22 protein-coding genes, 1 tRNA gene and 1 pseudogene are annotated in these 23,406 nt (G+C 67.8%); 13 read left to right on the top strand and 11 right to left on the bottom strand.

Going from position 1 to position 23,406, the window contains the following annotated elements; genetic code table 11:
* Positions 1-63 precede the first annotated feature (63 nt).
* Positions 64-954 carry an alpha/beta fold hydrolase gene (locus KU887_RS13280; protein ID WP_034201447.1) on the top strand — a complete coding sequence of 297 codons (891 nt, stop codon included), beginning with the start codon at positions 64-66 and terminating at the stop codon, positions 952-954.
* 30 nt (positions 955-984) lie between these two features.
* Here the strand turns inward: KU887_RS13280 and KU887_RS13275 are convergent, their stop codons facing one another.
* Positions 985-1,884, bottom strand: coding sequence for an SDR family oxidoreductase (locus tag KU887_RS13275; RefSeq protein WP_258250205.1), 900 nt, complete (start codon positions 1,882-1,884; stop codon positions 985-987).
* Positions 1,885-1,927: 43 nt separating this feature from the next.
* The gene (locus KU887_RS13270) at positions 1,928-2,665 is read right to left on the bottom strand and encodes an SDR family oxidoreductase (RefSeq protein WP_212252373.1); all 738 of its coding nucleotides are present in this window, start codon (positions 2,663-2,665) and stop codon (positions 1,928-1,930) included.
* Positions 2,666-2,786: 121 nt separating this feature from the next.
* On the opposite strand from KU887_RS13270, the gene KU887_RS13265 reads away from it, so the two are divergent.
* On the top strand, positions 2,787-3,689 hold the full coding sequence (locus tag KU887_RS13265) for a LysR family transcriptional regulator (protein ID WP_006482979.1): 903 nt from the start codon (positions 2,787-2,789) through the stop codon (positions 3,687-3,689).
* A gap of 140 nt (positions 3,690-3,829) precedes the next feature.
* Here the strand turns inward: KU887_RS13265 and KU887_RS13260 are convergent.
* The 3 genes from KU887_RS13260 to KU887_RS13250 all read right to left on the bottom strand — a co-directional run bounded on the left by KU887_RS13260 (position 3,830) and on the right by KU887_RS13250 (position 6,189).
* A tRNA-Leu gene (locus tag KU887_RS13260) sits at positions 3,830-3,914 on the bottom strand.
* 96 nt (positions 3,915-4,010) lie between these two features.
* Positions 4,011-5,177: an ABC transporter substrate-binding protein gene (locus KU887_RS13255; RefSeq protein ID WP_060264761.1), complete on the bottom strand. Its 1,167-nt coding sequence runs from the start codon at positions 5,175-5,177 to the stop codon at positions 4,011-4,013.
* A gap of 70 nt (positions 5,178-5,247) precedes the next feature.
* The gene (locus tag KU887_RS13250) at positions 5,248-6,189 is read right to left on the bottom strand and encodes a CysB family HTH-type transcriptional regulator (protein ID WP_006478072.1); all 942 of its coding nucleotides are present in this window, start codon (positions 6,187-6,189) and stop codon (positions 5,248-5,250) included.
* Positions 6,190-6,401: 212 nt separating this feature from the next.
* Between KU887_RS13250 and KU887_RS13245 the strand changes: the two genes are divergently transcribed.
* The 6 genes and pseudogenes from KU887_RS13245 (at position 6,402) to cobA (ending at position 12,586) form a co-directional block, all read left to right on the top strand.
* On the top strand, positions 6,402-8,081 hold the full coding sequence (locus tag KU887_RS13245) for a nitrite/sulfite reductase (protein WP_006484802.1): 1,680 nt from the start codon (positions 6,402-6,404) through the stop codon (positions 8,079-8,081).
* A gap of 25 nt (positions 8,082-8,106) precedes the next feature.
* Positions 8,107-8,649, top strand: coding sequence for a DUF934 domain-containing protein (locus KU887_RS13240; protein ID WP_212267973.1), 543 nt, complete (start codon positions 8,107-8,109; stop codon positions 8,647-8,649).
* Entirely contained in the window at positions 8,646-9,398 is a 753-nt protein-coding gene (locus tag KU887_RS13235) for a phosphoadenylyl-sulfate reductase (protein WP_006484803.1), read from the top strand. The genes KU887_RS13240 and KU887_RS13235 overlap by 4 nt, the downstream gene beginning before the upstream one ends.
* A 75-nt stretch (positions 9,399-9,473) precedes the next feature.
* Entirely contained in the window at positions 9,474-10,436 is a 963-nt protein-coding gene (cysD, locus tag KU887_RS13230; RefSeq protein WP_006478076.1) for a sulfate adenylyltransferase subunit CysD, read from the top strand.
* A gap of 22 nt (positions 10,437-10,458) precedes the next feature.
* Positions 10,459-11,775, top strand: coding sequence for a sulfate adenylyltransferase subunit 1 (locus tag KU887_RS13225; RefSeq protein WP_006484806.1), 1,317 nt, complete (start codon positions 10,459-10,461; stop codon positions 11,773-11,775).
* Between the two features lie 60 nt (positions 11,776-11,835).
* Positions 11,836-12,586 (top strand): annotated as a pseudogene (gene cobA, locus KU887_RS13220) (uroporphyrinogen-III C-methyltransferase).
* An 81-nt stretch (positions 12,587-12,667) separates the two neighbouring features.
* Here cobA and KU887_RS13215 read toward each other — a convergent pair.
* From KU887_RS13215 to lptF, 3 genes are read right to left on the bottom strand one after another with little or no spacing between them, the layout of a single operon-like run.
* On the bottom strand, positions 12,668-13,051 hold the full coding sequence (locus tag KU887_RS13215; protein WP_006484798.1) for a sirohydrochlorin chelatase: 384 nt from the start codon (positions 13,049-13,051) through the stop codon (positions 12,668-12,670).
* A gap of 27 nt (positions 13,052-13,078) precedes the next feature.
* A complete protein-coding gene (gene lptG, locus KU887_RS13210) occupies positions 13,079-14,227 on the bottom strand; it encodes an LPS export ABC transporter permease LptG (RefSeq protein WP_006496121.1) in 1,149 nt (382 codons plus the stop codon).
* 3 nt (positions 14,228-14,230) lie between these two features.
* A complete protein-coding gene (gene lptF, locus KU887_RS13205; RefSeq protein WP_006484800.1) occupies positions 14,231-15,325 on the bottom strand; it encodes an LPS export ABC transporter permease LptF in 1,095 nt (364 codons plus the stop codon).
* A 122-nt stretch (positions 15,326-15,447) separates the two neighbouring features.
* On the opposite strand from lptF, the gene KU887_RS13200 reads away from it, so the two are divergent.
* The 3 genes from KU887_RS13200 to KU887_RS13190 are packed head-to-tail and all read left to right on the top strand — an operon-like array spanning position 15,448 to position 18,191.
* Entirely contained in the window at positions 15,448-16,959 is a 1,512-nt protein-coding gene (locus tag KU887_RS13200) for a leucyl aminopeptidase (protein ID WP_006484797.1), read from the top strand.
* Between the two features lie 34 nt (positions 16,960-16,993).
* The gene (locus tag KU887_RS13195; RefSeq protein ID WP_006496120.1) at positions 16,994-17,410 is read left to right on the top strand and encodes a DNA polymerase III subunit chi; all 417 of its coding nucleotides are present in this window, start codon (positions 16,994-16,996) and stop codon (positions 17,408-17,410) included.
* Between the two features lie 25 nt (positions 17,411-17,435).
* Positions 17,436-18,191: a DUF2486 family protein gene (locus KU887_RS13190; RefSeq protein ID WP_006496119.1), complete on the top strand. Its 756-nt coding sequence runs from the start codon at positions 17,436-17,438 to the stop codon at positions 18,189-18,191.
* A gap of 138 nt (positions 18,192-18,329) precedes the next feature.
* On the opposite strand, the gene KU887_RS13185 is transcribed toward KU887_RS13190, so the two are convergent.
* Both KU887_RS13185 and ilvD read right to left on the bottom strand, forming a co-directional pair.
* A complete protein-coding gene (locus KU887_RS13185; RefSeq protein WP_006484446.1) occupies positions 18,330-18,656 on the bottom strand; it encodes a c-type cytochrome in 327 nt (108 codons plus the stop codon).
* A 128-nt stretch (positions 18,657-18,784) separates the two neighbouring features.
* On the bottom strand, positions 18,785-20,458 hold the full coding sequence (gene ilvD, locus KU887_RS13180) for a dihydroxy-acid dehydratase (RefSeq protein ID WP_034201456.1): 1,674 nt from the start codon (positions 20,456-20,458) through the stop codon (positions 18,785-18,787).
* A gap of 134 nt (positions 20,459-20,592) precedes the next feature.
* Between ilvD and KU887_RS13175 the strand changes: the two genes are divergently transcribed.
* Positions 20,593-21,507 (top strand): LysR substrate-binding domain-containing protein, encoded by a 915-nt coding sequence (locus KU887_RS13175; protein WP_006484440.1) that lies wholly within the window; start codon positions 20,593-20,595, stop codon positions 21,505-21,507.
* Between the two features lie 87 nt (positions 21,508-21,594).
* Positions 21,595-22,491 carry a prolipoprotein diacylglyceryl transferase gene (gene lgt / locus KU887_RS13170; RefSeq protein WP_034201458.1) on the top strand — a complete coding sequence of 299 codons (897 nt, stop codon included), beginning with the start codon at positions 21,595-21,597 and terminating at the stop codon, positions 22,489-22,491.
* A gap of 123 nt (positions 22,492-22,614) precedes the next feature.
* Here the strand turns inward: lgt and KU887_RS13165 are convergent, their stop codons facing one another.
* Entirely contained in the window at positions 22,615-23,355 is a 741-nt protein-coding gene (locus KU887_RS13165) for an SIMPL domain-containing protein (RefSeq protein ID WP_006484449.1), read from the bottom strand.
* Positions 23,356-23,406: the final 51 nt, after the last annotated feature.

Here is a 23,406-nt window from a genome sequence, read left to right as displayed (position 1 = left end):
CGTGAATCGTGATGAAAGACCGGCCTACCATCGTAGGTTCAGGCTGACCTCACGGAGTACACGATGACGACCTACGCGCATGCGGCCACCGCGTCGCTCGATATTGCCTATCTGGAATGGAACCCGCGCGGCGAACGCGCGGCCGTGCTGCTGCACGGCTGGCCGGACAGCCCGGTCGGCTGGGAAGCGGTGGCCGCGGCGCTCGCCGCACGCGGCTACCGCGTGCTCGCGCCCGCGTTGCGCGGCTTCGCGCCGACGCGCTTTCGCGACGCGTCCGTGCCGCGCAGCGGCCAGCTCGCGGCGCTCGGGCGCGACCTGCTCGAATTCGTCGATGCGCTCGGCATCGAGCGGCCGCTGCTGGTCGGACACGACTGGGGCGCCCGCGCGGCCGCGAACGCGTGCGGGTTGCGCGACGGTGTCGCATCGCAGCTCGTGATGCTGTCGGTCGGGTACGGCACCAACGATCCCGCTCAGCCGCTGTCGCTGCAGCAGGCGCGCAACTACTGGTATCACTGGTTCATGGCGACGCCGCGCGGCGAGCAGGCGCTGCGCGACGACCGCCGTGCGTTCGCGCGCCTGATGTGGGATACGTGGTCGCCGCCGGGCTGGTATCGCGACGGCGATTTCGACGCGGCGGCCGTTGCGTTCGACGGACCCGACTGGATCGACGTCGTGCTGCATTCGTACCGGCAGCGCTGGGGCTTCGCGCCGGGCACGCCGGCCTATGCCGACGACGACGCGCGGCTGAACCCGGCGCCCGTGCTGGCGGTGCCGACGCTCGTGCTGCACGGCGGCGCGGACACCTGCAATCATCCGGACAGCTCGGCCGGGCGCGAGCGGTTCTTCTCCGGGCGCTACGAGCGGCAGGTGCTCGACGGAATCGGGCACTTCCCGCAGCGTGAATCCGCGGCGGCGGTCGCGGACGCGATTCTCCGGTTCTGCGGGCGCGGGTGACGCGCGCCGGCCGGCCCGGCGCGCGAAGGATCAACCGCCGACGCGCGGCGCGAGCAGGTCGGCGAGCCCGATGTTCCTGAACATCTCGCGGCGGATGCGATCGCCGACGCGGAACACTTCCTCGGCGCCGTCCTGCGACGGATCGACGAACACGCGGTACGGGCGCTTGCCGGCCGGCGCCGCGACGAGCTCGGCAATCGCCGTGGCGACGGCGCCCGCGTCGGCGTCCGCCGGTTCGAGCGCGGCGAGACCGCGCAACGCCTGATCGGCGACGCCCGCGTACGGCCCGCTGTCGTAGGCGGCCTGCACGGCGGTATCGGCCGGCTTGCCCGCATGGAGGAAGTGATTCGTGCCCCGGGTGAACGCGCCCGGCACGACGATCGACGTTTCGATGCCCCAGCGGGCGAGTTCGGCGGCGTAGGACACGGCGAGCGAATCCATCGCGGCCTTTGCAGCGAAGTAGGGCGCGAGGAACGGCGGGGTGCCGCCGCGCGCCGACGAGGACGATACCCAGACGAGCAGGCCGCGGCGCTGGCCGCGCAGGTGCGGCAGCGCCGCGCGGTTCACGCGTTGGGTCGACACGACGTTGACGTCGTAGAGCTGCGCAAGCTGTTCGGGCGTGAACGCTTCGGCCGGCCCGAACACCATGTGGCCGGCGTTGTGGACGACGACGTCCAGACGGCCGTGGTCGGCGATCACGCGCTCGATGGCGGCGTCGACCGACGCATCGTCGCCGACGTCGAGTTCGAGGCTGCGCAGGTCGACGCCGTGTTCTTGCGCATAGGCCGCGACGGCGGCGGCGCGCGGCGCATTGCGCCCGGCGCTCTCGCGCATCGACGCGTAGACCGTGTGACCGGCGCGGGCGAGCGCCTGGGCCGTCAGCAAGCCGAAGCCGCTGGACGCGCCGGTGACGAGGACGACTTCCTTCATGAGCGATCTCCTGGCGGAAAGATAGGGTGGCAGCGAGCGGCCGTCAGCACATGCCGCCGTTGGCGCGCAGGATCTGGCCGTTGATCCACGCACCGTCCGGGCCGGCGAGGAACGCGACGACGCGCGCGATGTCGTCGGGCTGGCCGAGCCGCTCGAGCGGGTTCAGCTTCGCGAGCCGGTCGACGAGTTCCGGGCTCTTGCCCTGCAGGAACAACTCGGTCGCGACCGGTCCCGGCGCGACGGCATTCACGCGGACGCCGCGCCCGCGCATTTCCTGCGCGAGCACTTGCGTGAGGCTTTCGACCGCTGCCTTGCTGGCGACGTACACGCCGTAAGTCGGCATGCGCATGCCGATCACGCTGGTCGACAGGTTGATGATGCGTCCGCCGTCGCGCACCCGCTTTGCCGCTTCGCGGCAGACGTTGAAGGTGCCCTTCACGTTGATGGCGAACGTTTCGTCGAAGAGCGCATCGTCGCAGTCGGCGATGGTCGCGAGCTTCATCACGCCCGCGGAATTGACCACCACATCCAGACTGCCGAATGCGTCGCGGGCGGCATCGAACAGCGCGGCCACGGCCGCCGGGTCGGCGACGTTCGCCTGCACCGCGACGGCATGGCCGCCGTCGGCCACGATCGCGTCGACCACTTCGCGGGCCGGGCCGGCGCTGCCGGCATAGTTGACGACGACCCGGAAGCCGTCCCGGGCGAGTTGGCGGGCGATTTCCGCGCCGATGCCGCGCGACGAACCCGTGACGAGGGCGACCTGTTCCGATGTGTTCATGTCCTGCTCCTGGTGAATGGATGAATGCCGTTCGATCCGGCGACAGGGACAAATGTAGGCTTCTGCGATCAATAAAAATAATGAATAATGCTCAGTTAATACATGACTAAAAGTATGTCTTATGGCATTCGACAGCAGGCTTCTGAGCGGAATCGGCGTGCTCTCGGCGGTGATCGAGGCGGGCACCTTCGCGCGTGCCGGGGAGGCGATGGGCCTGACGCAGCCGGCGGTGAGCCGTGCCGTCGCGCGGCTGGAAGAGCGGGTCGGCATCCGGATCTTCAACCGGACGGCGCGCGCGATCACGTTGACCGACGAAGGGCGGCGCTTCTACGAGGCGGTCGCGCCGCTGCTGGCCGGCATCGAGGACGCGGCGATCGACGCCGGCCGATCGAAGGCACGCGTCAGGGGGCGGCTGCGGGTCAACGTGGACGGCACGTTCGGCCACTACGTGCTGGCGCCGAGGATGGCGGAGTTTCTCGACCGCTTTCCCGACCTGTCCGTCGAGATCAGCGTGCGCGACCGGATGGGCGACCTCGTCGCCGACGGATTCGACGTGGCCGTGCGCTTCGGCGTGCCCGAGCCGTCGTCATACCGTGCGCGGCTACTGCTCGAGACGCGCGTGCTGACCTGCGCATCGGCGGCCTATGTCGAGCGTCACGGCGAACCGCGTCATCCGCGCGATCTCGCGCACGGGCATCGTTGCGTGCTGATCCGCGACCCGGTAACGGGGCGGCCGTACGAATGGGAATTTCATCGGGGCAAGGAAGTGGTGCCGTTCGATGCCGGTGGACGATTGATGGTCAACGATACGGGCGGCCTGCTCGGCGCGTGCGTCGGTGGCGCGGGCATCGCGCAATTGCTGGAACTCTACGCGCGGGACATCGTTGCCGACGGGAAACTGGTCCTGCTGCTGCCGGAGTGGACGGACGAGACATTTCCGCTCTACGCGTATCACCACGCGTCGAACCTCGTGGCCGCGAAGGTGCGGGTGTTTCTCGACTTCGTCCGCGAGCTGACGGTCTGAGCGTATCGTGGGAGGGAGATCGGCGGCAGGCCACCGTCGGTCGCCCGGTGCGGGGCGGAACGCGCGGCAAAAATAAAAAACCCGCGAAGCGGCAGCTTGCGCGGGTTTCGACAGATGCAGCGCGTGACGCTGCGAAATACTGGTGCCCAGGGCCGGAATCGAACCGGCACGCCTTGCGGCGGGGGATTTTGAGTCCCCTGCGTCTACCAATTTCACCACCTGGGCTTGATCCTGGCCGCGCATGCGGTGGTGCGCGGCGAAACGCGGATTATGGCGGAAATCCGGATGCCGGGCAAGCTGCGCCGATGCCCGGCACGCACATTACTGGCTCAGGTAGACGAAGCGGCCCTGTTTCACGATCCCCATCACGCTCGCGCGCTGATCGAGCCCCACATGATCCTTGTCGCTCGTGTTGACGACGCCGTTCGGTACGACCAGCTCATGCGCGCGTTCCAGCTCGCGGCGCAGCGCCGCGCGAAACGCCGGCGTGCCGGGCTGCGCGGCTTTCAGCGCGCGGCCGACCGCGTCGGCGAGGCGCGGGTACACGCCCGCCGCATCGCCCGCGAACTGCGTGACGGTGCCGGCGCCGTACTTCGCCTCGTACGCATCGACGAACGCGAGCGCGGCCTGGCGGGCCGGGTGGTCGGCCGGCAGCGTGCGCGCGACGACCACCGGCTGGGTCGGGAACAGCGTCCCGTCGACGTCCTTGCCGCCAAGCTTGATGAATTCCGGCGTCGCGATCCCGTGCGTCTGGTAGATCGGCCCCTTGTAGCCGCGCTCGATCAGCGTGCGCTGCGGCAGCACGGTCGGCGTGCCCGCGCCGGCGATCAGGATCGCGTCGGGCTTCGCCGCGATCAGCTTCAGCGCCTGGCCCGTGACGCTCGCGTCGGTGCGGTTGAAGCGCTCGGTCGCGATCACGCGGATCTTGCGCAGGTCCGCGAAGCGCGTGAATTCGTTGAGCCAGCTGTCGCCGTAGCTGTCCGCGAAGCCGATGAAGCCGACCGTCTTCACGCCGTGGTTGGCCATGTAGCGCGTCATCACGTCGGCCATCGCGCGGTCGCTCTGCGCCATCTTGAACGCCCAGGTCCGCGCGCCTTCCTGCGGCTCGACGATCGAGCCGGAGCCGACCAGCGTGATCATCGGCGTCTGCGCGGCGGCCACTGCGTCGAGCGCCGCGAGCGCGGCCGGCGTGATGTTCGGGCCGACCACGACGTCGACGTGATCCTCGTCGACCAGCTTGCGGATGTTGCGCACCGCGGCGCCCGGGTCGGATGCGTCGTCGAGCACCGTGACCTGCACGGGCTGTCCGGCAATCGTCTTCGGCCACATCAGGATCGCGTTCTTGCTCGTGATGCCGATCGCGGCGGCCGGGCCGGTCGACGACAGGTCGACGCCGACCTTCAGGTCGGCATGCGCGGCCGCGCATGCCAGCACGAGGGCGGCGCCGGTGGCGAGGCGGGTGCGGCGCAACAGGGCGGGAAGCGTCATGCGGGAATCTCCATCTCCGTCGGGCAACGAAAAGGGGCGCAATGCGCGCCCCCGTGTTCATACCTGTCCGTCAAAGCTCGTACGATTCGGCTTCGCCCTTGAGCGCCTGCTCGATCAGCTTGCGGTTCAGCGTCGGCGACAGCAGTTCGACGAGCGTATACACATAGCTGCGCAGGTAGGCGCCCTGCTTGAGCGCGACGCGCGTCACGTTGCTGCCGAACAGGTGGCCGACCGGAATCAGCCGCAGGCCGCGGTCGCGCTCGGGGTTGAACGCGATGTCGGCCATGATGCCGACGCCGAGGCCGAGCTCGACATAGGTCTTGATCACGTCGGCGTCGATCGCCTCGAGCACGATGTCCGGCGACAGCCCGCGCAGCGCGAACGCATGGTTGATCTTCTTGCGGCCAGCGAACGCGTCGTCGTACGTGATCAGCGGGTACTGCGCGAGATCGTCCAGCGTGACCGGCTTGCGTTCGAGCAGCGGGTGGTCGGCCGGCACGACGGCCGCGTGGTGCCACTGGAAGCAGGGCAGCGACACGAGTTCCTTGTAGTCGGAGATCGCCTCGGTCGCGATCGCGAGATCGGCCTGGTCGTGGATCACCATCTCGGCCACCTGCGTCGGGCTGCCTTGCAGGATCGACAGGTGCACCTTCGGGAAGCGCTTCTTGAACTCGGCGATCGCGGCCGGCAGCGAGTAGCGGGCCTGCGTGTGGGTCGCCGCGATGGTCAGGTTGCCCTGGTCCTGCGCCGCATAATCCTTCCCGACCCTTTTGAGGCTTTCAACCTCCTGAAGAATCCGCTCGACCGACGCGAGGATGATCCGGCCCGGCTCGGTGAGCGAGCGCACGCGCTTGCCGTGCCGCGTGAAGATCTCGACGCCCAGCTCGTCCTCGAGCTCGATGATCGCCTTCGATACCCCCGGTTGCGACGTGTAGAGCGCCTTGGCGGCCTCGGTGAGGTTGAAATTCTGCCGGACGGCCTCGCGCACGAAGCGAAATTGGTGCAGGTTCATTTATAACCCTTCCGCATATCAACAGAATTTTTTAGTCGTTTGAAATATAAGGCGAGTTTATTACGATTCACCGGAGTTTTTCAAATATGGATATCTGTTTTCGTCATTAGCAATCCAGCCGGCAGCGGATGCGGCGGTGCGGCGGAACGGAGATTCGGGCGCGACGTGGCTAGGACGTCGCGCGGTCACCACGAAAACCCTGGGGTCCCCGAATGTATCAGTACGACCAATACGACCAGACGATCGTCGACGAGCGAGTCGCGCAGTACCGCGATCAGGTGCGCCGCCGGCTGTCGGGCGAGTTGAGCGAAGACGAATTCCGTCCGCTGCGTCTGCAGAACGGCCTGTACATGCAGCGCCACGCGTACATGCACCGCATTGCGATTCCGTACGGCAACCTGCGCAGCGACCAGCTCCGGATGCTGGCGCGCATCGCCCGCGAACACGACCGCGGCTACGGCCATTTCTCGACGCGCTCGAACATCCAGTTCAACTGGGTGCAGCTCGAAGAGACGCCCGAGATCCTCGCGAAGCTCGCGTCGGTGCAGATGCACGCGATCCAGACGTCGGGCAACTGCATCCGCAACATCACGGCCGACCAGTTCGCCGGCGTCGCGCAGGACGAAGAGATCGATCCGCGCCCGTGGGCCGAGATCCTGCGCCAGTGGTCGACGTTCCACCCCGAATTCGCGTGGCTGCCGCGCAAGTTCAAGATCGCGGTGTCGGGCTCGAAGCGTGACCGTGCGGCCGTGCAGATCCACGACCTCGGCGTGTACCTGAAGAAGAACGCGCAGGGCGAGGTGGTCGCGAGCATCCTCGCGGGCGGCGGCCTCGGCCGTACGCCGATCATCGGCGCGGTGATCAAGGAAGACCTGCCGTGGCAGCACCTGCTCACGTACTGCGAAGCCGTGCTGCGCGTGTACAACCGTTACGGCCGCCGCGACAACCTGTACAAGGCGCGGATCAAGATCCTCGTGAAGGCGCTGTCGCCGGCGAAGTTCGCGCAGCAGGTCGAGGAAGAATGGCAGCACCTGAAGGACGGCCCGTCGACGCTCACGCAGGCCGAGCTCGATCGCGTGTCGCAGTACTTCAAGCCGCCGGTCTACGAGAAGCTGGCCGACACCGACGCGTCGTTCGAACAGCACCTGCTCGAGAACAAGGCGTTCGCGCGCTGGGTCGAGCGTAACGTCGCGCCGCACAAGGTGCCCGGTTACGCAGCCGTCACGCTGTCGCTGAAGGATCACCGCGTGGCGCCGGGCGATGCGACCGACGCGCAGATGGATCTGGTCGCCGACTGGGCCGACGCGTACTCGTACGGCGAGCTGCGCGTGTCGCACGAGCAGAACCTGATTCTCGCGAACGTGAAGAAGCGCGACCTGTTCGCGCTGTGGGAAAAGGCGAAGGCGGCCGGTTTCGCGACGCCGAACATCGGCCTGCTGACCGACATCATCGCGTGCCCGGGCGGCGACTTCTGCTCGCTCGCGAACGCGAAGTCGATCCCGATCGCGCTGGCGATCCAGCAGCGTTTCGACGATCTCGACTACGTGTACGACCTCGGCGAACTGTCGCTGAACATTTCCGGTTGCATGAACTCGTGCGGTCACCACCACGTCGGCAACATCGGCATCCTCGGCGTCGACAAGGACGGCGCCGAGTGGTACCAGGTGTCGCTCGGCGGCGAGCAGGGCACGGGCCAGAACGGCGCGCGCCTCGGCCGCGTGATCGGGCCGTCGTTCTCGGCCGAGGAAGTGCCCGACGTGATCGCGAAGCTGATCGATACGTTCGTCGAGGCGCGCCTCGACGGCGAGCGCTTCGTCGACACGTACGACCGCATCGGCATCGCGCCGTTCAAGGAGCGCGTGTATGCGGCGCGCCAGGCAGTGAACGCGTAACCAACCGGGTAGAAGGAATTTGCAGATGGCTTCGATTATCAAGAACCGCGCAGTGATCGACGATGCATGGCAGGTCGTGCGCGCGGCGGAAGACGGTGCGCTGCCCGCGGTCGACGCGTTGCCGGCCGGCAAGGTGCTGGTGCCGTTCGCGTTGTGGCAGGCCGAGCGTGCGGCGCTCGTCGCCGCGAAGACGAAGGACGAACTCGGCGTGTGGCTCGCGCCGGACAGCGAGCCGGCCGATCTCGTGGCCGACTTCGACGCGATCTCGCTGATCGCGGTGGATTTCCCGCGCTTCGCGGACGGCCGCGGCTACAGCATCGCGCGCCTGCTGCGCGAGCGTCATGGCTGGACCGGCGAGCTGCGCGCGATCGGCGACGTGCTGCGCGACCAGTTGCTGTACATGTCGCGTTGCGGCTTCGACGCGTTCGCGGTGCGTGCCGACAAGGACATCCACGACGCGCTGAATGCGTTCACCGAATTCACGCAGCGTTACCAGGGCGCATTCGACGAGCCGGCGCCGCTGTTCCGCCGCCGCGAGGCCGCGTCCGACGCCAAGGTGAACGCATGAGCACCGCGACCGCCACCGCGCTGACGCCGGAACTCGCCGCGAAGGTCGAGCGCCTCGACGCGCTGCTCGCGCAGATCGGCGAGCGTCACGACAAGGTGAAGTTCGCGAGCAGCCTCGCCGCGGAAGACATGCTGCTCACGCACGCGATCCTGTCGAAGGGCGTGCCGATCGGCATCTTCTCGCTGAACACGGGCCGCCTGCACGCGGAAACGCTCGGCATGATCGACCGGGTGCGCGAGCGCTACGGCTACGAGATCGAGCAGTTCCATCCGCAGCAGGACGCGGTCGACCGGTACGTTGCCGAGCACGGCCTGAATGCGTTCTACGAGAGCGTCGAGCTGCGCAAGTCGTGCTGCCACATCCGCAAGGTCGAGCCGCTGAACCGTGCGCTGGCCGACGTCGGCGCGTGGGTGACCGGCCAGCGCCGCGAGCAGTCGGTCACGCGCGCGGAGCTGCACGAGGAAGAACAGGACGAAGCGCGCGGGATCGCGAAGTACAACCCGCTCGCCGACTGGACGGAAGCCGACGTGTGGGCGTACCTTAAGGCGTTTGACGTGCCGGTCAATCCGCTGCATGCGCGCGGCTACCCGAGCATCGGCTGCGAGCCGTGTACGCGTGCGATCCGCCCCGGCGAGGACAGCCGCGCGGGCCGCTGGTGGTGGGAGTCGCGCGACACGAAGGAATGCGGGCTGCACATCACGACGATCACGCCGATTCCCGCGAATGCCGAAGCCGGCGCCGCGCACTGAAAGCCGACAAGAAACTGAATATTGCGTCGCCCGCGACAGCGGGCGGCACGAACCCAGAAGAGAAGGACTGAAATCATGAGCACGACGCTCGAGCAATCCGCCTTTGCCCCGCCCACCGGCGCCGACAGCCGCATGGGCCACCTCGACTGGCTCGAAGCCGAGTCGATCCACATCCTGCGCGAACTGGTTGCCGAATGCAGCAAGCCGGCACTGCTGTTCTCGGGCGGCAAGGACTCGGTCGTCGTGCTGCACCTCGCGCTGAAGGCGTTCGGCCTCGGCGCGAACCGCAAGACGACGCTGCCGTTCCCGCTCGTGCACATCGACACGGGCCACAACTACGAGGAAGTGATCGACTTCCGCGACCGCCGTGCGCAAGAGCTCGGCGCCGAGCTGGTGGTCGGCCACGTCGAGGATTCGATCAAGCGCGGCACGGTCGTGCTGCGCCGCGAAACCGATTCGCGCAACGCCGCGCAGGCCGTCACGCTGCTGGAAACGATCGAGCAGCACGGTTACACGGCGCTGATCGGCGGCGCGCGCCGCGACGAAGAGAAGGCGCGCGCGAAGGAGCGCATCTTCTCGTTCCGTGACGAATTCGGCCAGTGGGACCCGAAGGCGCAGCGCCCGGAGCTGTGGAGCCTGTACAACGCCCGCCTGCACAAGGGCGAGCACCTGCGCGTGTTCCCGATCTCGAACTGGACCGAGCTCGACGTGTGGCAGTACATCGCGCGCGAGAACCTCGAATTGCCGTCGATCTACTACGCGCACCAGCGCGAGATCGTGCGCCGCAACGGGCTGCTCGTGCCGGTCACGCCGCTCACGCCGATGCGTGACGGCGAGACGAGCGAGCTGGCGCAGGTGCGCTTCCGCACGGTCGGCGACATCAGCTGCACGTGCCCGGTCGAGAGCGACGCGGACGACGTCGAGAAGATCATCGCCGAGACGGCGGTGACCGAGATCACCGAGCGCGGCGCGACCCGGATGGACGATCAGGCCTCCGAAGCCGCGATGGAACAGCGCAAGAAGCAAGGTTATTTCTGAAGCACACGAGGACATTCACATCATGAGCATCATCGAGAACACCGAAGACCTCGGCGTGTTGCGCTTCATCACCGCGGGCAGCGTCGACGACGGCAAGAGCACGCTGATCGGCCGCCTGCTGTACGACAGCAAGGCCGTGCTGTCCGATCAGCTGTCCGCGCTGTCGCGCGCGAAGAACAAGCGCACGGTCGGCGACGAACTGGACCTCGCGCTGCTGACGGACGGTCTGGAAGCCGAGCGCGAGCAGGGCATCACGATCGACGTCGCGTACCGCTACTTCGCGACCGCGAAGCGCAAGTTCATCATCGCCGACACGCCGGGCCACGAGCAGTACACGCGCAACATGGTGACGGGCGCGTCGACCGCGCACGCGGCGATCATCCTGGTCGACGCGACGCGCATCACGGTCGAGAACGGCGTCGTGCAACTCCTGCCGCAGACCAAGCGCCACAGCGCGATCGTCAAGCTGCTCGGGTTGCAGCACGTGATCGTCGCGATCAACAAGATGGACCTCGTCGACTACAGCGAGGCGCGCTTCAACGAGATCCGCGACGCGTACGTCGCGCTCGCGAAGCAACTCGGCCTGACCGACGTGCGCTTCGTGCCGGTGTCGGCGCTCAAGGGCGACAACATCGTCGGCGCGAGCGAGCGCATGCCGTGGTACGCGGGCGAGCCGCTCCTCGACGTGCTCGAATCGCTGCCGGTCGAGACGCAGGCGCATGACGCGCTGCGCTTCCCGGTGCAGTGGGTCGCGCGCCAGGACGGCAGCTCGGCCGACGATTTCCGCGGCTACATGGGCCGGATCGAGTCGGGCGAAGTGAAGGTCGGCGACGAGATCGTCGTGCTGCCGTCGAACCGCACCGCGACGGTGGCCGAGATCGTCGCGCCGGTGCCCGGCGGCACCGCGGCGGTTGCGCACGCGTTCGCGGGCCAGACCGTGACGATCCGTCTCGAACAGGATGTCGACGTGTCGCGCGGCGACATGCTCGTCACGACCGCCGAGCCGGTCGAGCCGGCCAAGAAGCTCGAGGCCGACCTGTGCTGGTTCGACGAGGCGCCGCTGTCGCCGCAGCGCAAGTACCTGCTGAAGCAGACCACCAGCACGGTGTTCGCGAAGATCGGCGCGGTCAAGCAGGTGCTCGACGTGCATACGCTGTCGCACGCGACCGACCGTCAGGAACTGAAGATGAACGACATCGGCCGCGTGGCGCTAACGCTGCAGAAGCCGATCGTCTGCGACACCTACGATGCGCATCCCGGTACGGGCGCGTTCGTGCTGATCGACGAGGCGACCCACCACACGGTCGCCGCGGGCATGATCCGCGCGTTCTCGGCGTAATCGTCAATCGGCGCGGCGGCGAACCGGCCGCCGCGGCAGGACCCTAACGAAGCGACAAACATGGGCAAGGTGTATCTGATCGGAGCAGGGCCGGGCGCCGCGGACCTCATCACGGTGCGCGGCATGCGGCTGCTCGAGCAGGCCGACGTCGTGCTGCACGACGCGCTCGTCGAGCCCGCGATGCTCGACTATGCGCCGAACGCGCGCAAGATCGCGGTCGGCAAGCGCTGCGGGCAGCGCTCGACCGCGCAGCATTTCATCAACAAGCAGATCGTCGACGCGGCGCGCGAGCACGCGTGCGTCGTGCGGCTGAAGGGTGGCGATCCGATGCTGTTCGGCCGCGCCGAAGAGGAAATGCGCGCGCTCGAGGCGGCCGGCATCGACTACGAGGTCGTGCCGGGCATCACCGCGGCGCTGGCCGGCGCGGCGACGCTCAAGCGTTCGCTCACGTTGCGCGGCGTGTCGCGCAGCGTCGCGTTCGCGACGCACAGCCGCGCGCCGGGCAGCGACGAGATCCGCGAAGCCGCGCGTGCCGATTCGATCGTCTACTACATGGGCCGCGACAGCGCGCCCGGCATCGCGCAGGAACTGATCGACGCCGGCCGTGCGCCCGCGACGCCGGTGGCGATCGTCGAGGCCTGCAGCACCGCGCGCGAACGCACGCTGACGCTCACGCTCGCGCAGATGGCGGCCGGCGACGCGCAGGCGTGGCTCGATCCGGCGGAACCGAGCCTGCTGATGATCGGCGATGCATTCGCCGAACGCGCACGGCTGGCGCAGGGGGGGGGCTCCGGTGCGCAATGCCGCCTGAGCGCGGCTCGAACGCGGTCCGAAACGAAAAAAGCGCTGGCAACCGCCAGCGCTTTTTCTTTGGCTGCGCGGAAAGCGCGGCCTACGCGTCGCCGCCGAGTTGCCCGACGCAATAGCGCGCGACCGCGTCGAGCACGCCGTCGTCTTCGCCGACGGCCGTCGCGCAGCGGATCTCGACGCCCGGATGCGCGGCGCGGCATGCGTCGACGAGCTGCGGCAGGTCGCGGCGGACATGGCCGCCCTGGCCGAAGAATACGGGCACCACGGTGATGCGCGTGCAGCCGGCCGCGACTTGCGCGGCCACGGCGTCACCGAGCGACGGCGTCATCAGTTCGAGGAAGGCGAGCGACACCTGCGCGGCAGGGGAGCCGGCGCCGCGCAGCCGCGCGGCCAGCCGCTCGAACGGCTCGGCCCAGCGCGGGTCGCGGGCGCCGTGGCCGAACAGGACGATACCGTGCGAATGCATGTCGAAGCCTCCGTCGCGACGCGGCGCTCAGTGCCGGTCGACCCACTTGAGCGCGAACAGGCCGAGCGCGAGATAGATGAGGCCCGGCGTCGCCGCGGTGAGCGGCGCGGGCCACGTATTCAGCGTGCCGATGTGCGAGAACAGCGTGTTGAGCAGCTGGAAGCTCATGCCGAGCATGATGCCGCCGAACACCTTCACGCCGACCACGCCGGCGCGCGTATGCAGGTACGCGAACGGCAGCGACAGCACGAGCATCACGAACACCGCGAACGGATACAGCAGCTTGCGCCACAGTGCGATGTCGTAGCGCTGCGTGTCCTGCTGGTTCTCGCGCAAGTGCTGGATGTAGCGGAACAGGTTGATGATCGACATGCGCTCCGGCGACACGAGCAGCACCGACAGGATCTGCGGCGTCAGGTCGGAGCGCAGCCGGTATTCGGGCAGCGACACCTGCTGCGACCGGTACACGGGGTTCAGCGCATCGGCCGGCTGGCCGCTGATCGGCTTGATCGGCGTCAGCTCCGTCTCGGTGACGCCCTTCAGCAGCCAGTGGCCGGGCGGCTCGTAGCGGCCCGTCTGCGCGATGCGCACGTTCCGCAGCTGGAATTTCGAGTCGAATTCGTAGATGCGCACGTTGCTGATCGTCGAGTCGGGCGACAGGCTGCCGACGTTGACGAAGCGCGTGACCTGCTCGCCGTTCTCGCGGGCCGCGAGCGTGTCCTTCACCCACACGCCCGACTGGAAGTTCGACGACACCGATGCGCCGAGCGCCTGCAGCCGCACGCGTTCGGACAACTGGTCGGCGTACGGGCCGACGAATTCGCCGATCAGGTAGGTGACGATCACGAGCGGCACGCCGATCTTCAGCAGCGAGCGCAGCGCCTGGTTGGTCGCGAGGCCCGACACGCGGAAGATCGTGAATTCCGAGTTCGCGGCCATCTGCGCGAACACGTAGATCGCGCTGATCAGCGCGGCGACCGGGATGATCTCGTAGAAGCGCGACGGCGTCTGCAGCGCGACGCGCAGCACCGCGTAACCGAACTTGTAGTTGCCGTGCCCGACCGAGTTCAGCTCGCTGATCAGGTCGAAGAAGAAGAACAGACCCGAGAACGCGAACAGGATGAAGATGAACGTGATGTAGATCTGTCGCGCGAAGTACTTTTCATAGAGCCGCATCGATCATGCTCCCGAGCGGCCGAACAGCGCGCGTGTCAACAACGGACGATTGCGCACGCGCAACCAGAAAATGAACGCGACGATCGCCGCGACGATGACGTGCAGCCCGACGAGCCCGACGCCGAACGACATCTTGCCCTGCTCGATCTGCGCCTGCACGACGTTCAGCAGGTTCGAGTACGTGAGGTAGATCAGCACGGCCATCACGAGGTTGATCGTGCGGCTGCGGCGCGGGTTCTGGTACGAGAGCGGGATGCCGAGCACCATCAGGTTGATCGCGATCAGCGGCAGCCCCGCGCGCCACGCGAATTCCGCGAGGTTGTCGCGCGTCGGGTTGCGCAACAGGTCGGGCGTGGGCGTGCTGTTGGTGGTCTGCACGTTGGTGACCGGCTTGCTCGTGATCTTCACGCCGTAGCGCTCGAACTCCATGATCTTGAAGTTCGGCTGGCCGGGCGTGCCGTCGTAGCGGCGGCCGTCCTCGAGGACGACGAAGCGATCGCCGTCCTTCGAGGTTTCCGTATGGCCCGTCTGCGACACGACCACGTTGACCTTGCCGTTTTCCGTCGACGTGACGAACACGTTCTGGACCTTGCTCTGGTCCGGCGACATCTTCTCGATGAAGAACACGCGATGGTTCGCGGCCGATTCGCGGAACTGGCCCGGCGCGAGCAGCGAGATTTCGTCGCGCTGCTGGAAGCGCGCCTTGATCATCTTGCTCTGCTGGTTCGACCACGGCCAGCCGACGAACGCGAAGAAGGTGATCAGCAGGATGATCGGCGCGGCGAACACGCCGATCGGCTTGATGAGGCGCGTGAGGCTCACGCCGGACGCGAGCCACACCACCATTTCGGAGTCCCGGTACCACCGGGTCAGCACGAACAGGATCGACACGAACAGCGTGACGACGAGCATCACGGCGAGATAGCCGATCACGGTCAGGCCGATCAGCACGAGCACGTCCCGCGGATCGATTTCGCCGGACGCGGCGTAGCCGACGATGCGAATCATCATCGTCGTGAGCATGATCGTGAGCAGCACCATGAACACGGCGCCAGCCGTATACGCAAGCTCGCGCTGGAGGGAGCGTTCGAAGATCATTCTTGATGAGAAGAGGGCGGGAGGCTGCGCACGCGTGGTGGAGCGCTCGCGCCGCCACGGGAAAAATAGCGGATAATTGCGGCTTTCATCCTTAGCCCAGATTTTATCCGAGGACAAGCGCGATGGACTTTAGCATAAAAGGCTGTGATTGGAGCAAAGGCGAGGCCAAGGGGTTCCTGACCGGGAAGTCCGACTGCATCGTGCTCGGCATCTTCGAGGCGCAGACCCTGTCGGGCGCGGCGCTCGACATCGACACGGCCACCAAGGGACTGATCTCGCGCGTGGTGAAGGCCGGCGACATGGACGGCAAGCGCGGCAAGACGCTGTTCCTGCACGAAGTGTCGGGCATCGGCGCGTCGCGCGTGCTGCTGGTCGGGCTCGGCAAGCAGGATGCTTTCAATCAGAAAGCCTATAACGATGCGGTGACGGCCGCCTGGCGCGCGCTGCTGGCGACCAAGGTCGTCCAGGTCACGTTCTCGCTCGCGCAACTGCCGGTCGACGAGCGCAGCTCCGACTGGGGCGTGCGCGCCGCGATCCTCGCGCTGCGCAACGAGACCTACCGCTTCACGCAGATGAAGAGCAAGCCGGAACCGGCGTCGCACACGCTCAAGCGGGTCGTGTTCAGCGTCGACCCGGCGGACGAAAAGGCCGCGAAGGTCGCGGTCAAGCAGGCCGTCGCGCTCGCGAACGGGATGGATCTCACCCGCGACCTCGGCAACCTGCCGGGCAACGTCTGCACGCCGACCTATCTCGGCAACACCGCGAAGAAGATCGCGAAGGATTGGGGCCTGAAGGCCGAAGTCCTCGGGCTCAAGCAGATCCAGGCGCTGAAGATGGGGTCGTTCCTGTCGGTCGCGCGCGCGTCGGTCGAGCCGCCGCAGTTCATCGTGCTGCACTACCAGGGCGCCGCCGCGAAGGCCGCGCCGGTCGTGCTGGTCGGCAAGGGCATCACGTTCGATACGGGCGGCATCTCGCTGAAGCCGGGCGAGGGCATGGACGAGATGAAGTACGACATGTGCGGCGCGGGCTCGGTGCTCGGCACGATCCGCGCGGTCGCCGAGATGGGCCTGAAGATCAACGTCGTCGCGATCGTGCCGACCTGCGAGAACATGCCGGGCGGCAATGCGACGAAGCCGGGCGACATCGTCACCAGCATGAAGGGGCTGACGATCGAGGTGCTGAACACCGACGCCGAAGGCCGCCTGATCCTGTGCGACGCACTCACGTATGCCGAGCGCTTCAAGCCGGCCGCCGTGATCGACGTCGCGACGCTGACGGGCGCCTGCGTGATCGCGCTGGGCGGCCACAACAGCGGGCTGTTCTCGACGAACGACGCGCTCGCGGGCGAACTGCTCGACGCGTCGCGCGAGGCGAACGACCCGGCATGGCGCATGCCGCTCGACGACGAGTACCAGGATCAGCTGAAGTCGAATTTCGCGGATCTCGCGAACATCGGCGGGCGCCCGGCCGGCGCCGTGACGGCCGCGTGCTTCCTGTCGCGCTTCACCGAGAGCTACCCGTGGGCCCACCTCGACATCGCGGGCACCGCGTGGAAGGGCGGTGCCGCGAAGGGCGCGACGGGCCGTCCGGTGCCGTTGCTCGCGCAGTTCCTGATCGACCGCGCCGGCCAGTGATGGCGGGGCTGACGACGCTGCGGGTGCGCGGGCCATGACGCGGATCGATTTCCACTCGAACGTCGGCGATTCGCTCGCGTACGCGTGCCGGCTGCTGCGCAAGGCCTATCAGGCCGGGCAGCCGGTCGTCGTGCTCGCGGAGCCCGCGCGCCTGCGCGCGCTCGACGAGCGGCTCTGGACGTTCTCGCCGCTCGATTTCATCCCGCATTGCGGCGTCGACAGCGAGCATGCAGCCGGCACGCCGATCGTGCTGGCCGCCGATCTCGATCGCGCGCCGCATCATCACGTGCTGCTGAACCTCGGCGCGACCGTGCCCGCGCAGTTCGCCCGCTTCGAGCGCCTGCTCGAAGTGGTCGGCAACGCGCCGGACGAGCTGGCCGCGGGCCGCGCCCGCTACCGGTTCTACCGCGACCGCGGCTACGCGCTGAACAACTACAAGCAGGGCGGCTAGCCGCAACCGTCGACGGAGTGTTCCCGTGACAGAAGCCGATTCATCCTCGATCCCGACACTGACCGACGTGCTGGTGCCGGGCAAGCCGGCGTCGGCGCGTTCGTCCGCGTCCGCCGCCGCCGCGCCGCACGACCGCGCGGCGATTCCGGTGCTCACCGACGTGATCGCACCGGGCGCCGCCGCTGCCGCGCCGGCCGATTCCCGTCAAACCGAAGCCGACCCCGATTCCGTCGTGGTCGAACGCGTCCCGACGCCGCACGTGCCGGCCGTCGAGCTGCCGGGCGACGTGGCGACGCCGGCCGCGGCGGGGGAGACCGATGCGCCGGCCGAACCCGGCGCCGCGGAGCGCGTGGTCGCCGAAGAGGCCGGGGCGACGATGGCGCCGCTGCGCTCGTCGCTGGTCAATGACGACCTGCCGCAGCCCACGTTCGCCGCGATGGCGCACGAAGCGGCCGGGCACGCGCCCGATACGGCGATGCCGGAGGCGGTCCTGCCGAGCGCAGCGCCGCAGCCGGACGCGCAGGCCGCGGACGGGCTGACGCCGGAAGATGCACAGCACATCGCCGAACGGCTGCGCAATCGCCTGACGAATTATCTGACCGGGGCCGGGCGCGAGGCCATCGAAGCGCGTTGTCGCGATGCGCTGCACGAGCATTCGGCCTGGCTGGTCGGCCAGGTCACGCGCGAAGTCGCGCTCGCGCTGGAAACCGAGGTGATGGACTGGGTGCGCGATGCGGTCGATGAAGAGATCGCCCGTCGTCGCGCCGGTCATTCCGGCTGAACGGGCCATCGTTCGCGAACGGGGAGCAGGTGCGGTAAGCGCCTGTGAAGCCGCCGGGAAGGCGCTGGCCAGTCGTTACAGGGCTGCCTTCTTGCGGCGCCCTGCACACGACGGGGGGGCGCCGCGCCGCTATCCGGTTCAGCGTACCGACAGCACCCACTGCGCGAGCGTGTGCGCTTCGGTGCTCGTCAGTTGCGTATTGGCGGGCATCGGCACGCTGCCCCACACGCCGACGCTGCCTTTCACGATCGATTGCGCGAGGTAATCGACCGCATCGCCACGCGCCGCGTACTTGCCGGCGATGTCGCGAAACGCCGGGCCCATCAGCGGCTTGCCGATCGCATGGCAGGCCATGCAGTTCCTGCGCTGCGCCAGGGCGAGCCCGTCGGCCTGGTCGGCACGCGCCGCCGCCGCGCTGCCGGTCAGCAGCATCGCGAGCAGCACGCGCAATATCGTCTGTTTCATGCGGTTCTCCGCCGGCGGGGACGGCCGGCTTCATGGTCCGCGCATTATAGAAGCAAAGGGGAAGCAGGTTTTGCGCGTTCCCCAGGCGGCCCCCCTTTATCGGGGCCGCATGCGATGGTGTCCCTGCCTCAGCCCGTGACCGCCCCCTGGTTCGCCGGCCGCGCGAGCGCCGCGAATTTGGCGAGCACCCCGCGCGTATAGCGCGGCGCCGGTTGCCGCCACGCGGCGCGGCGGCGTGCGAGTTCCGCCTCGTCGACGTTCAGTTGCAGCAGCAGCCGGTGCGCGTCGATCGTGATCGAATCGCCTTCCTGCACCAGCGCGATCGTGCCGCCGACGAACGCCTCCGGCGCGACGTGGCCGACCACCATGCCCCAGGTGCCGCCCGAGAAGCGGCCGTCCGTGATGAAGCCGACCGATTCGCCGAGCCCCTTGCCGATGATCGCGGAAGTCGGCGCGAGCATTTCCGGCATGCCGGGGCCGCCCTGCGGGCCGAGGTAGCGCAGCACGAGGATGTCGCCCGCGCGGATCCGGTCGCCGAGGATCGCGTCCATCGCGCTCTGCTCGTCGTCGAACACGCGCGCCGGGCCCGTGATCACCGGGTTCTTCAGGCCGGTGATCTTCGCGACCGCACCGTCTTCCGCGAGATTGCCCTTCAGGATCGCCAGGTGGCCTTCCTTGTACAGCGCGCGGTCGATCGGGAAGATCACGTGCTGGTCCGCGCGCGGCACGCTCGGCACGTCCTTCAGCTCGTCGGCGATCGTGCGGCCCGTGATCGTCATGCAGTCGCCGTGCAGCAGCCCCGCATCGAGCAGGATCTTCAGCACCTGCGGAATCCCGCCGGCCCGGTGCAGGTCGGTCGCGACGTACTTTCCGGACGGCTTCAGGTCGCAGATCACCGGCACGCGCTTGCGGATGCGCTCGAAGTCGTCGATCGTCCAGTCGACCTCGGCCGCGTGCGCGATCGCGAGATAGTGCAGCACCGCATTGGTCGACCCGCCGGTGGCCATGATCAGCGACACCGCGTTCTCGATCGATTCCTTCGTGATGATGTCGCGCGGCTTCAGATCGCGCTTCACCGCCTCGACCAGCACGCGCGCCGATTCGGCGGCCGAATCGACTTTCTCCTGGTCGGGGTTCGCCATCGTCGACGAATACAGCAGCGACATCCCGAGCGCCTCGAACGACGAGCTCATCGTGTTCGCGGTGTACATGCCGCCGCACGAACCCGACGTCGGGCACGCGTTCTTCTCGACGCCTTCGAAATCCTCCTGCGACATCCGGCCCGCGGTGAATTCGCCGACGGCCTCGAACGACGACACGATCGTCAGGTCGCGGCCTTTCCAGTTGCCCGGGCGGATCGTGCCGCCGTACACGTAGATGCCCGGCACGTTCAGGCGCGCGAGCGCGATCATGCCGCCCGGCATGTTCTTGTCGCAGCCGCCGACCACCACCACGCCGTCCATCCACTGGCCCTGCACGCAGGTCTCGATGCAGTCGGCGATCACTTCGCGCGACACGAGCGAATACTTCATCCCTTCGGTGCCCATCGACATGCCGTCCGAAATCGTCGGCGTGCCGAAGATCTGCGGATTCGCGCCGGCCGCCTTCACGGCCGCCACGGCCGCATCCGACAGGCGCTGCAGGCCGGAATTGCACGGCGTGATCGTCGAATGGCCGTTCGCGATGCCGACCATCGGTTTGTCGAAATCGTCCTTCTGGTAGCCGAGGGCGTAATACATCGAGCGGTTCGGCGAACGGGCCACGCCTTGCGTGATGTGCTTCGAGCGGCGGTTGTACGACATGGGGGACTCCATCGTTGTATGGGCGTCACCCTGAAGGGCGCGCCGGTTCGGATCGAACAAGCATGGAGTTTCCCGATTGGGATGTCCAATATATTATTTGTCGCCTATTAAGTCGTTTTTCGAATGAGTCGAACATGGCCGATCCGATCCCCGACCTGCGCCAGTGGCGCTATTTCGCGACCGTCGCCGACGAGCGCCACTTCGGTCGCGCGGCCGAGCGCCTGTCGATGACGCAGCCGCCGCTGTCGCAGGCGATCCGCGCGCTCGAGGACGCGTTGGGCGTCGCGCTGTTCGTGCGCACCAAGCGCTCGGTGGCGCTGACGGCGGTCGGCGCGGCGTTGTTGCCGGACGTGCACCGGCTGCTGGCGTCGGCCGATGCACTGCCGCCGCTCGCGCGACGGCTCGCACGCGGGGAGGCCGGCTCGCTGTCGCTCGCATTCGTGTCGACCGCCGATTACGGGCTGTTGCCGTCTTTGCTGCGTGCGTTCGGCGCGCGCTACCCGCAGGTGCGGTTGCAGCTCGCCGAAGCGACGAGCGACGTGCAGATCGACGAACTCGTCGCCGGGCGCATCGACGCCGGGCTCGTCATTCCGCCCGTGCCGCCGCGTCACGCGGCCGGGCTGTCGTACCTGCCGGTCGTGCGCGAGCCGCTGGTGGTCGCGATGCCGGCCGGGGCGTCCGATGCGCCCGAGGACGCGCCCGTGCAGCTTGCCGATGTCGCCGCGTTGCCGCTCGTGATCTTTCCGCGCCGTTTGGCGCCCGGCTTTTATGACATCATTACGGGCTGCTACGGCGCGGCGGGGGCAACCCCGCGCATCGGCCAGGAGGCGATCCAGATGCAGACGATCGTCAGCCTCGTGTCGGCCGGCATGGGCGTCGCACTGGTGCCGCAATCGCTGCGTAACCTGCGGCGCACCGGCGTGGTCTACCGGCCGCTCGCCGGCTCTGCGCCGGTCGTCGAGACGGGGCTCGTGTGGCGCACCGGCGACGTGAGCCCTGTGCTCGCCGGCTTCATCGACGTCGTGCGCGCACAAGGTCTTGCCGCGTGACGTGAACGATGGCGCGCGGGCGCCGTCCAACGCGCGGTGCTGCGCGTGCGACGGCCGTACCGTATTCGAAAACTTCTTCGCTAACCCATGATCATTCACCCGAATTTCGACCCCGTTGCGATCCATCTCGGGCCGCTGGCCGTGCGCTGGTACGGCCTCATGTATCTCGTCGGCTTCATCGCGGCGATCGTCGTCGGCCGGATCCGCCTGAAGCTGCCGTACGTCGCGGCGCAGGGCTGGACCGCGAAGGACATCGACGACATGATGTTCTACGGCGTGCTGGGCACCGTGCTCGGCGGCCGGCTCGGCTACGTGCTGTTCTACAAGGCCGATTTCTACTTCTCGCACCCGCTCGACGTGTTCAAGGTGTGGGAAGGCGGCATGTCATTTCACGGCGGCTTCCTCGGCGTGACGCTCGCGATGATGCTGTTCGCGTGGCAGCGCAAGCGGCACTGGCTGCAGGTCACCGATTTCGTCGCGCCGATGGTGCCGACCGGGCTCGCGGCGGGGCGGCTCGGCAACTTCATCAACGGCGAACTGTGGGGCCGCGTGACCGATCCGACGGCGCCGTGGGCGATGCTGTTCCCGGGCGCGATGCGCGACGATGCGGCATGGCTGCCGAAGCACCCGGCACTCGTCGAGAAGTGGCATCTCGCCGACGTGTTCATGCAATACCAGATGCTGCCGCGCCATCCTTCGCAGCTCTATGAAATCGCGCTCGAAGGTATCGCACTGTTCTTCGTGCTGTTCCTGTTCGCGCGCAAGCCGCGGCCGATGGGCGCGATATCGGCACTGTTCCTGATCGGTTATGGCCTCGCGCGCTTCACGGTCGAGTTCGCGCGCGAACCCGACGACTTCCTCGGTCTGCTGGCGCTCGGCCTGTCGATGGGGCAGTGGCTGTCGCTGCCGATGATCGTCGCGGGGATCGCGATGATGGTCTGGGCGTATCGCCGCCGCGCGGCGAACGCGAATGCGGCTGCATGAAGTGATTACGTGACGCGGTATCGATGCACGCGTGATCGGCGCGTGCATCGGCTGCACGGAGGTACATGAAAAACGCCGGCCCTCGGGCCGGCGTTTTCGTTTCCGACAACTGCGCGACGCGCGTTACTTCATCTGCACGGAGCCGTTGACGGTGACCGACACGGTGGCCTTGCCGCCTTCGACCGCGATCGGCGCGCTCATCTTCGCGCTGTCCATCGGCGCCGCGGCCATCGCCATCATGCGCGTGTACGGCTGCACGTTGCGGCCGCTGCCGACGTTCACGTCGCGGATCGTGTAGCTGCTGTAGCCGAACGCCTTCGCGGCTTCGTCCGCGCGGGCGCGGAACGACTTGATCGCTTCCGTCGTGAGCTTTTGCTCGGCCGCGCGCTGCGCTTCCGGCGACAACGAGAACTCGACGTTCGCGACCTGCATCAGGTTCGACAACTGGCCTGCCAGCTTCGACGCCGCGGCGAAATCGCGCGATTCGAGCGCGACCTCGGTGCGGCCGCGCCATGCGGAGATCTTGCCGTCGCGATCGGTGCTCGGATACACGGAGAACGCACCCGTATGCGCGGTGACGCCCGACACGCCCTTCGCCTGCGACAGCGCCGCGTCCGCGCGCTGGTTCAGCTGCGCGGTGAGGCTGCCCGGATCCTTGGCCTGCTGCTCGTAGAACAGCGTGATATGAATGATGTCCTGCGGCACGTCGGCACTGGCCTGCGACGAAAGCGACAGCACGCCCGCCGGCTCCGGAAAGTGCGGGTTCGCCGTCTGGGCGTGCGCGGCGGGCGACGCGAGCGTCAGCGCGACGGGAACGGCGGCGGCAAGGGCGAGCGACAGCGCGAGTGCGGATTTCTTGGTCATTGTTGGACTCCTTGTGCGAGGGCGCGCACGCGGATCACGCGTGCACGACGC

Origin of the sequence: Burkholderia sp. EMB26 (assembly GCF_024730645.1) — a bacterium.
Classification (GTDB): Bacteria; Pseudomonadota; Gammaproteobacteria; order Burkholderiales; family Burkholderiaceae; genus Burkholderia; species Burkholderia cenocepacia.
Note: the sequence above shows the minus strand (reverse complement) of the source record. Positions and strands in the feature narration are given on the sequence as shown.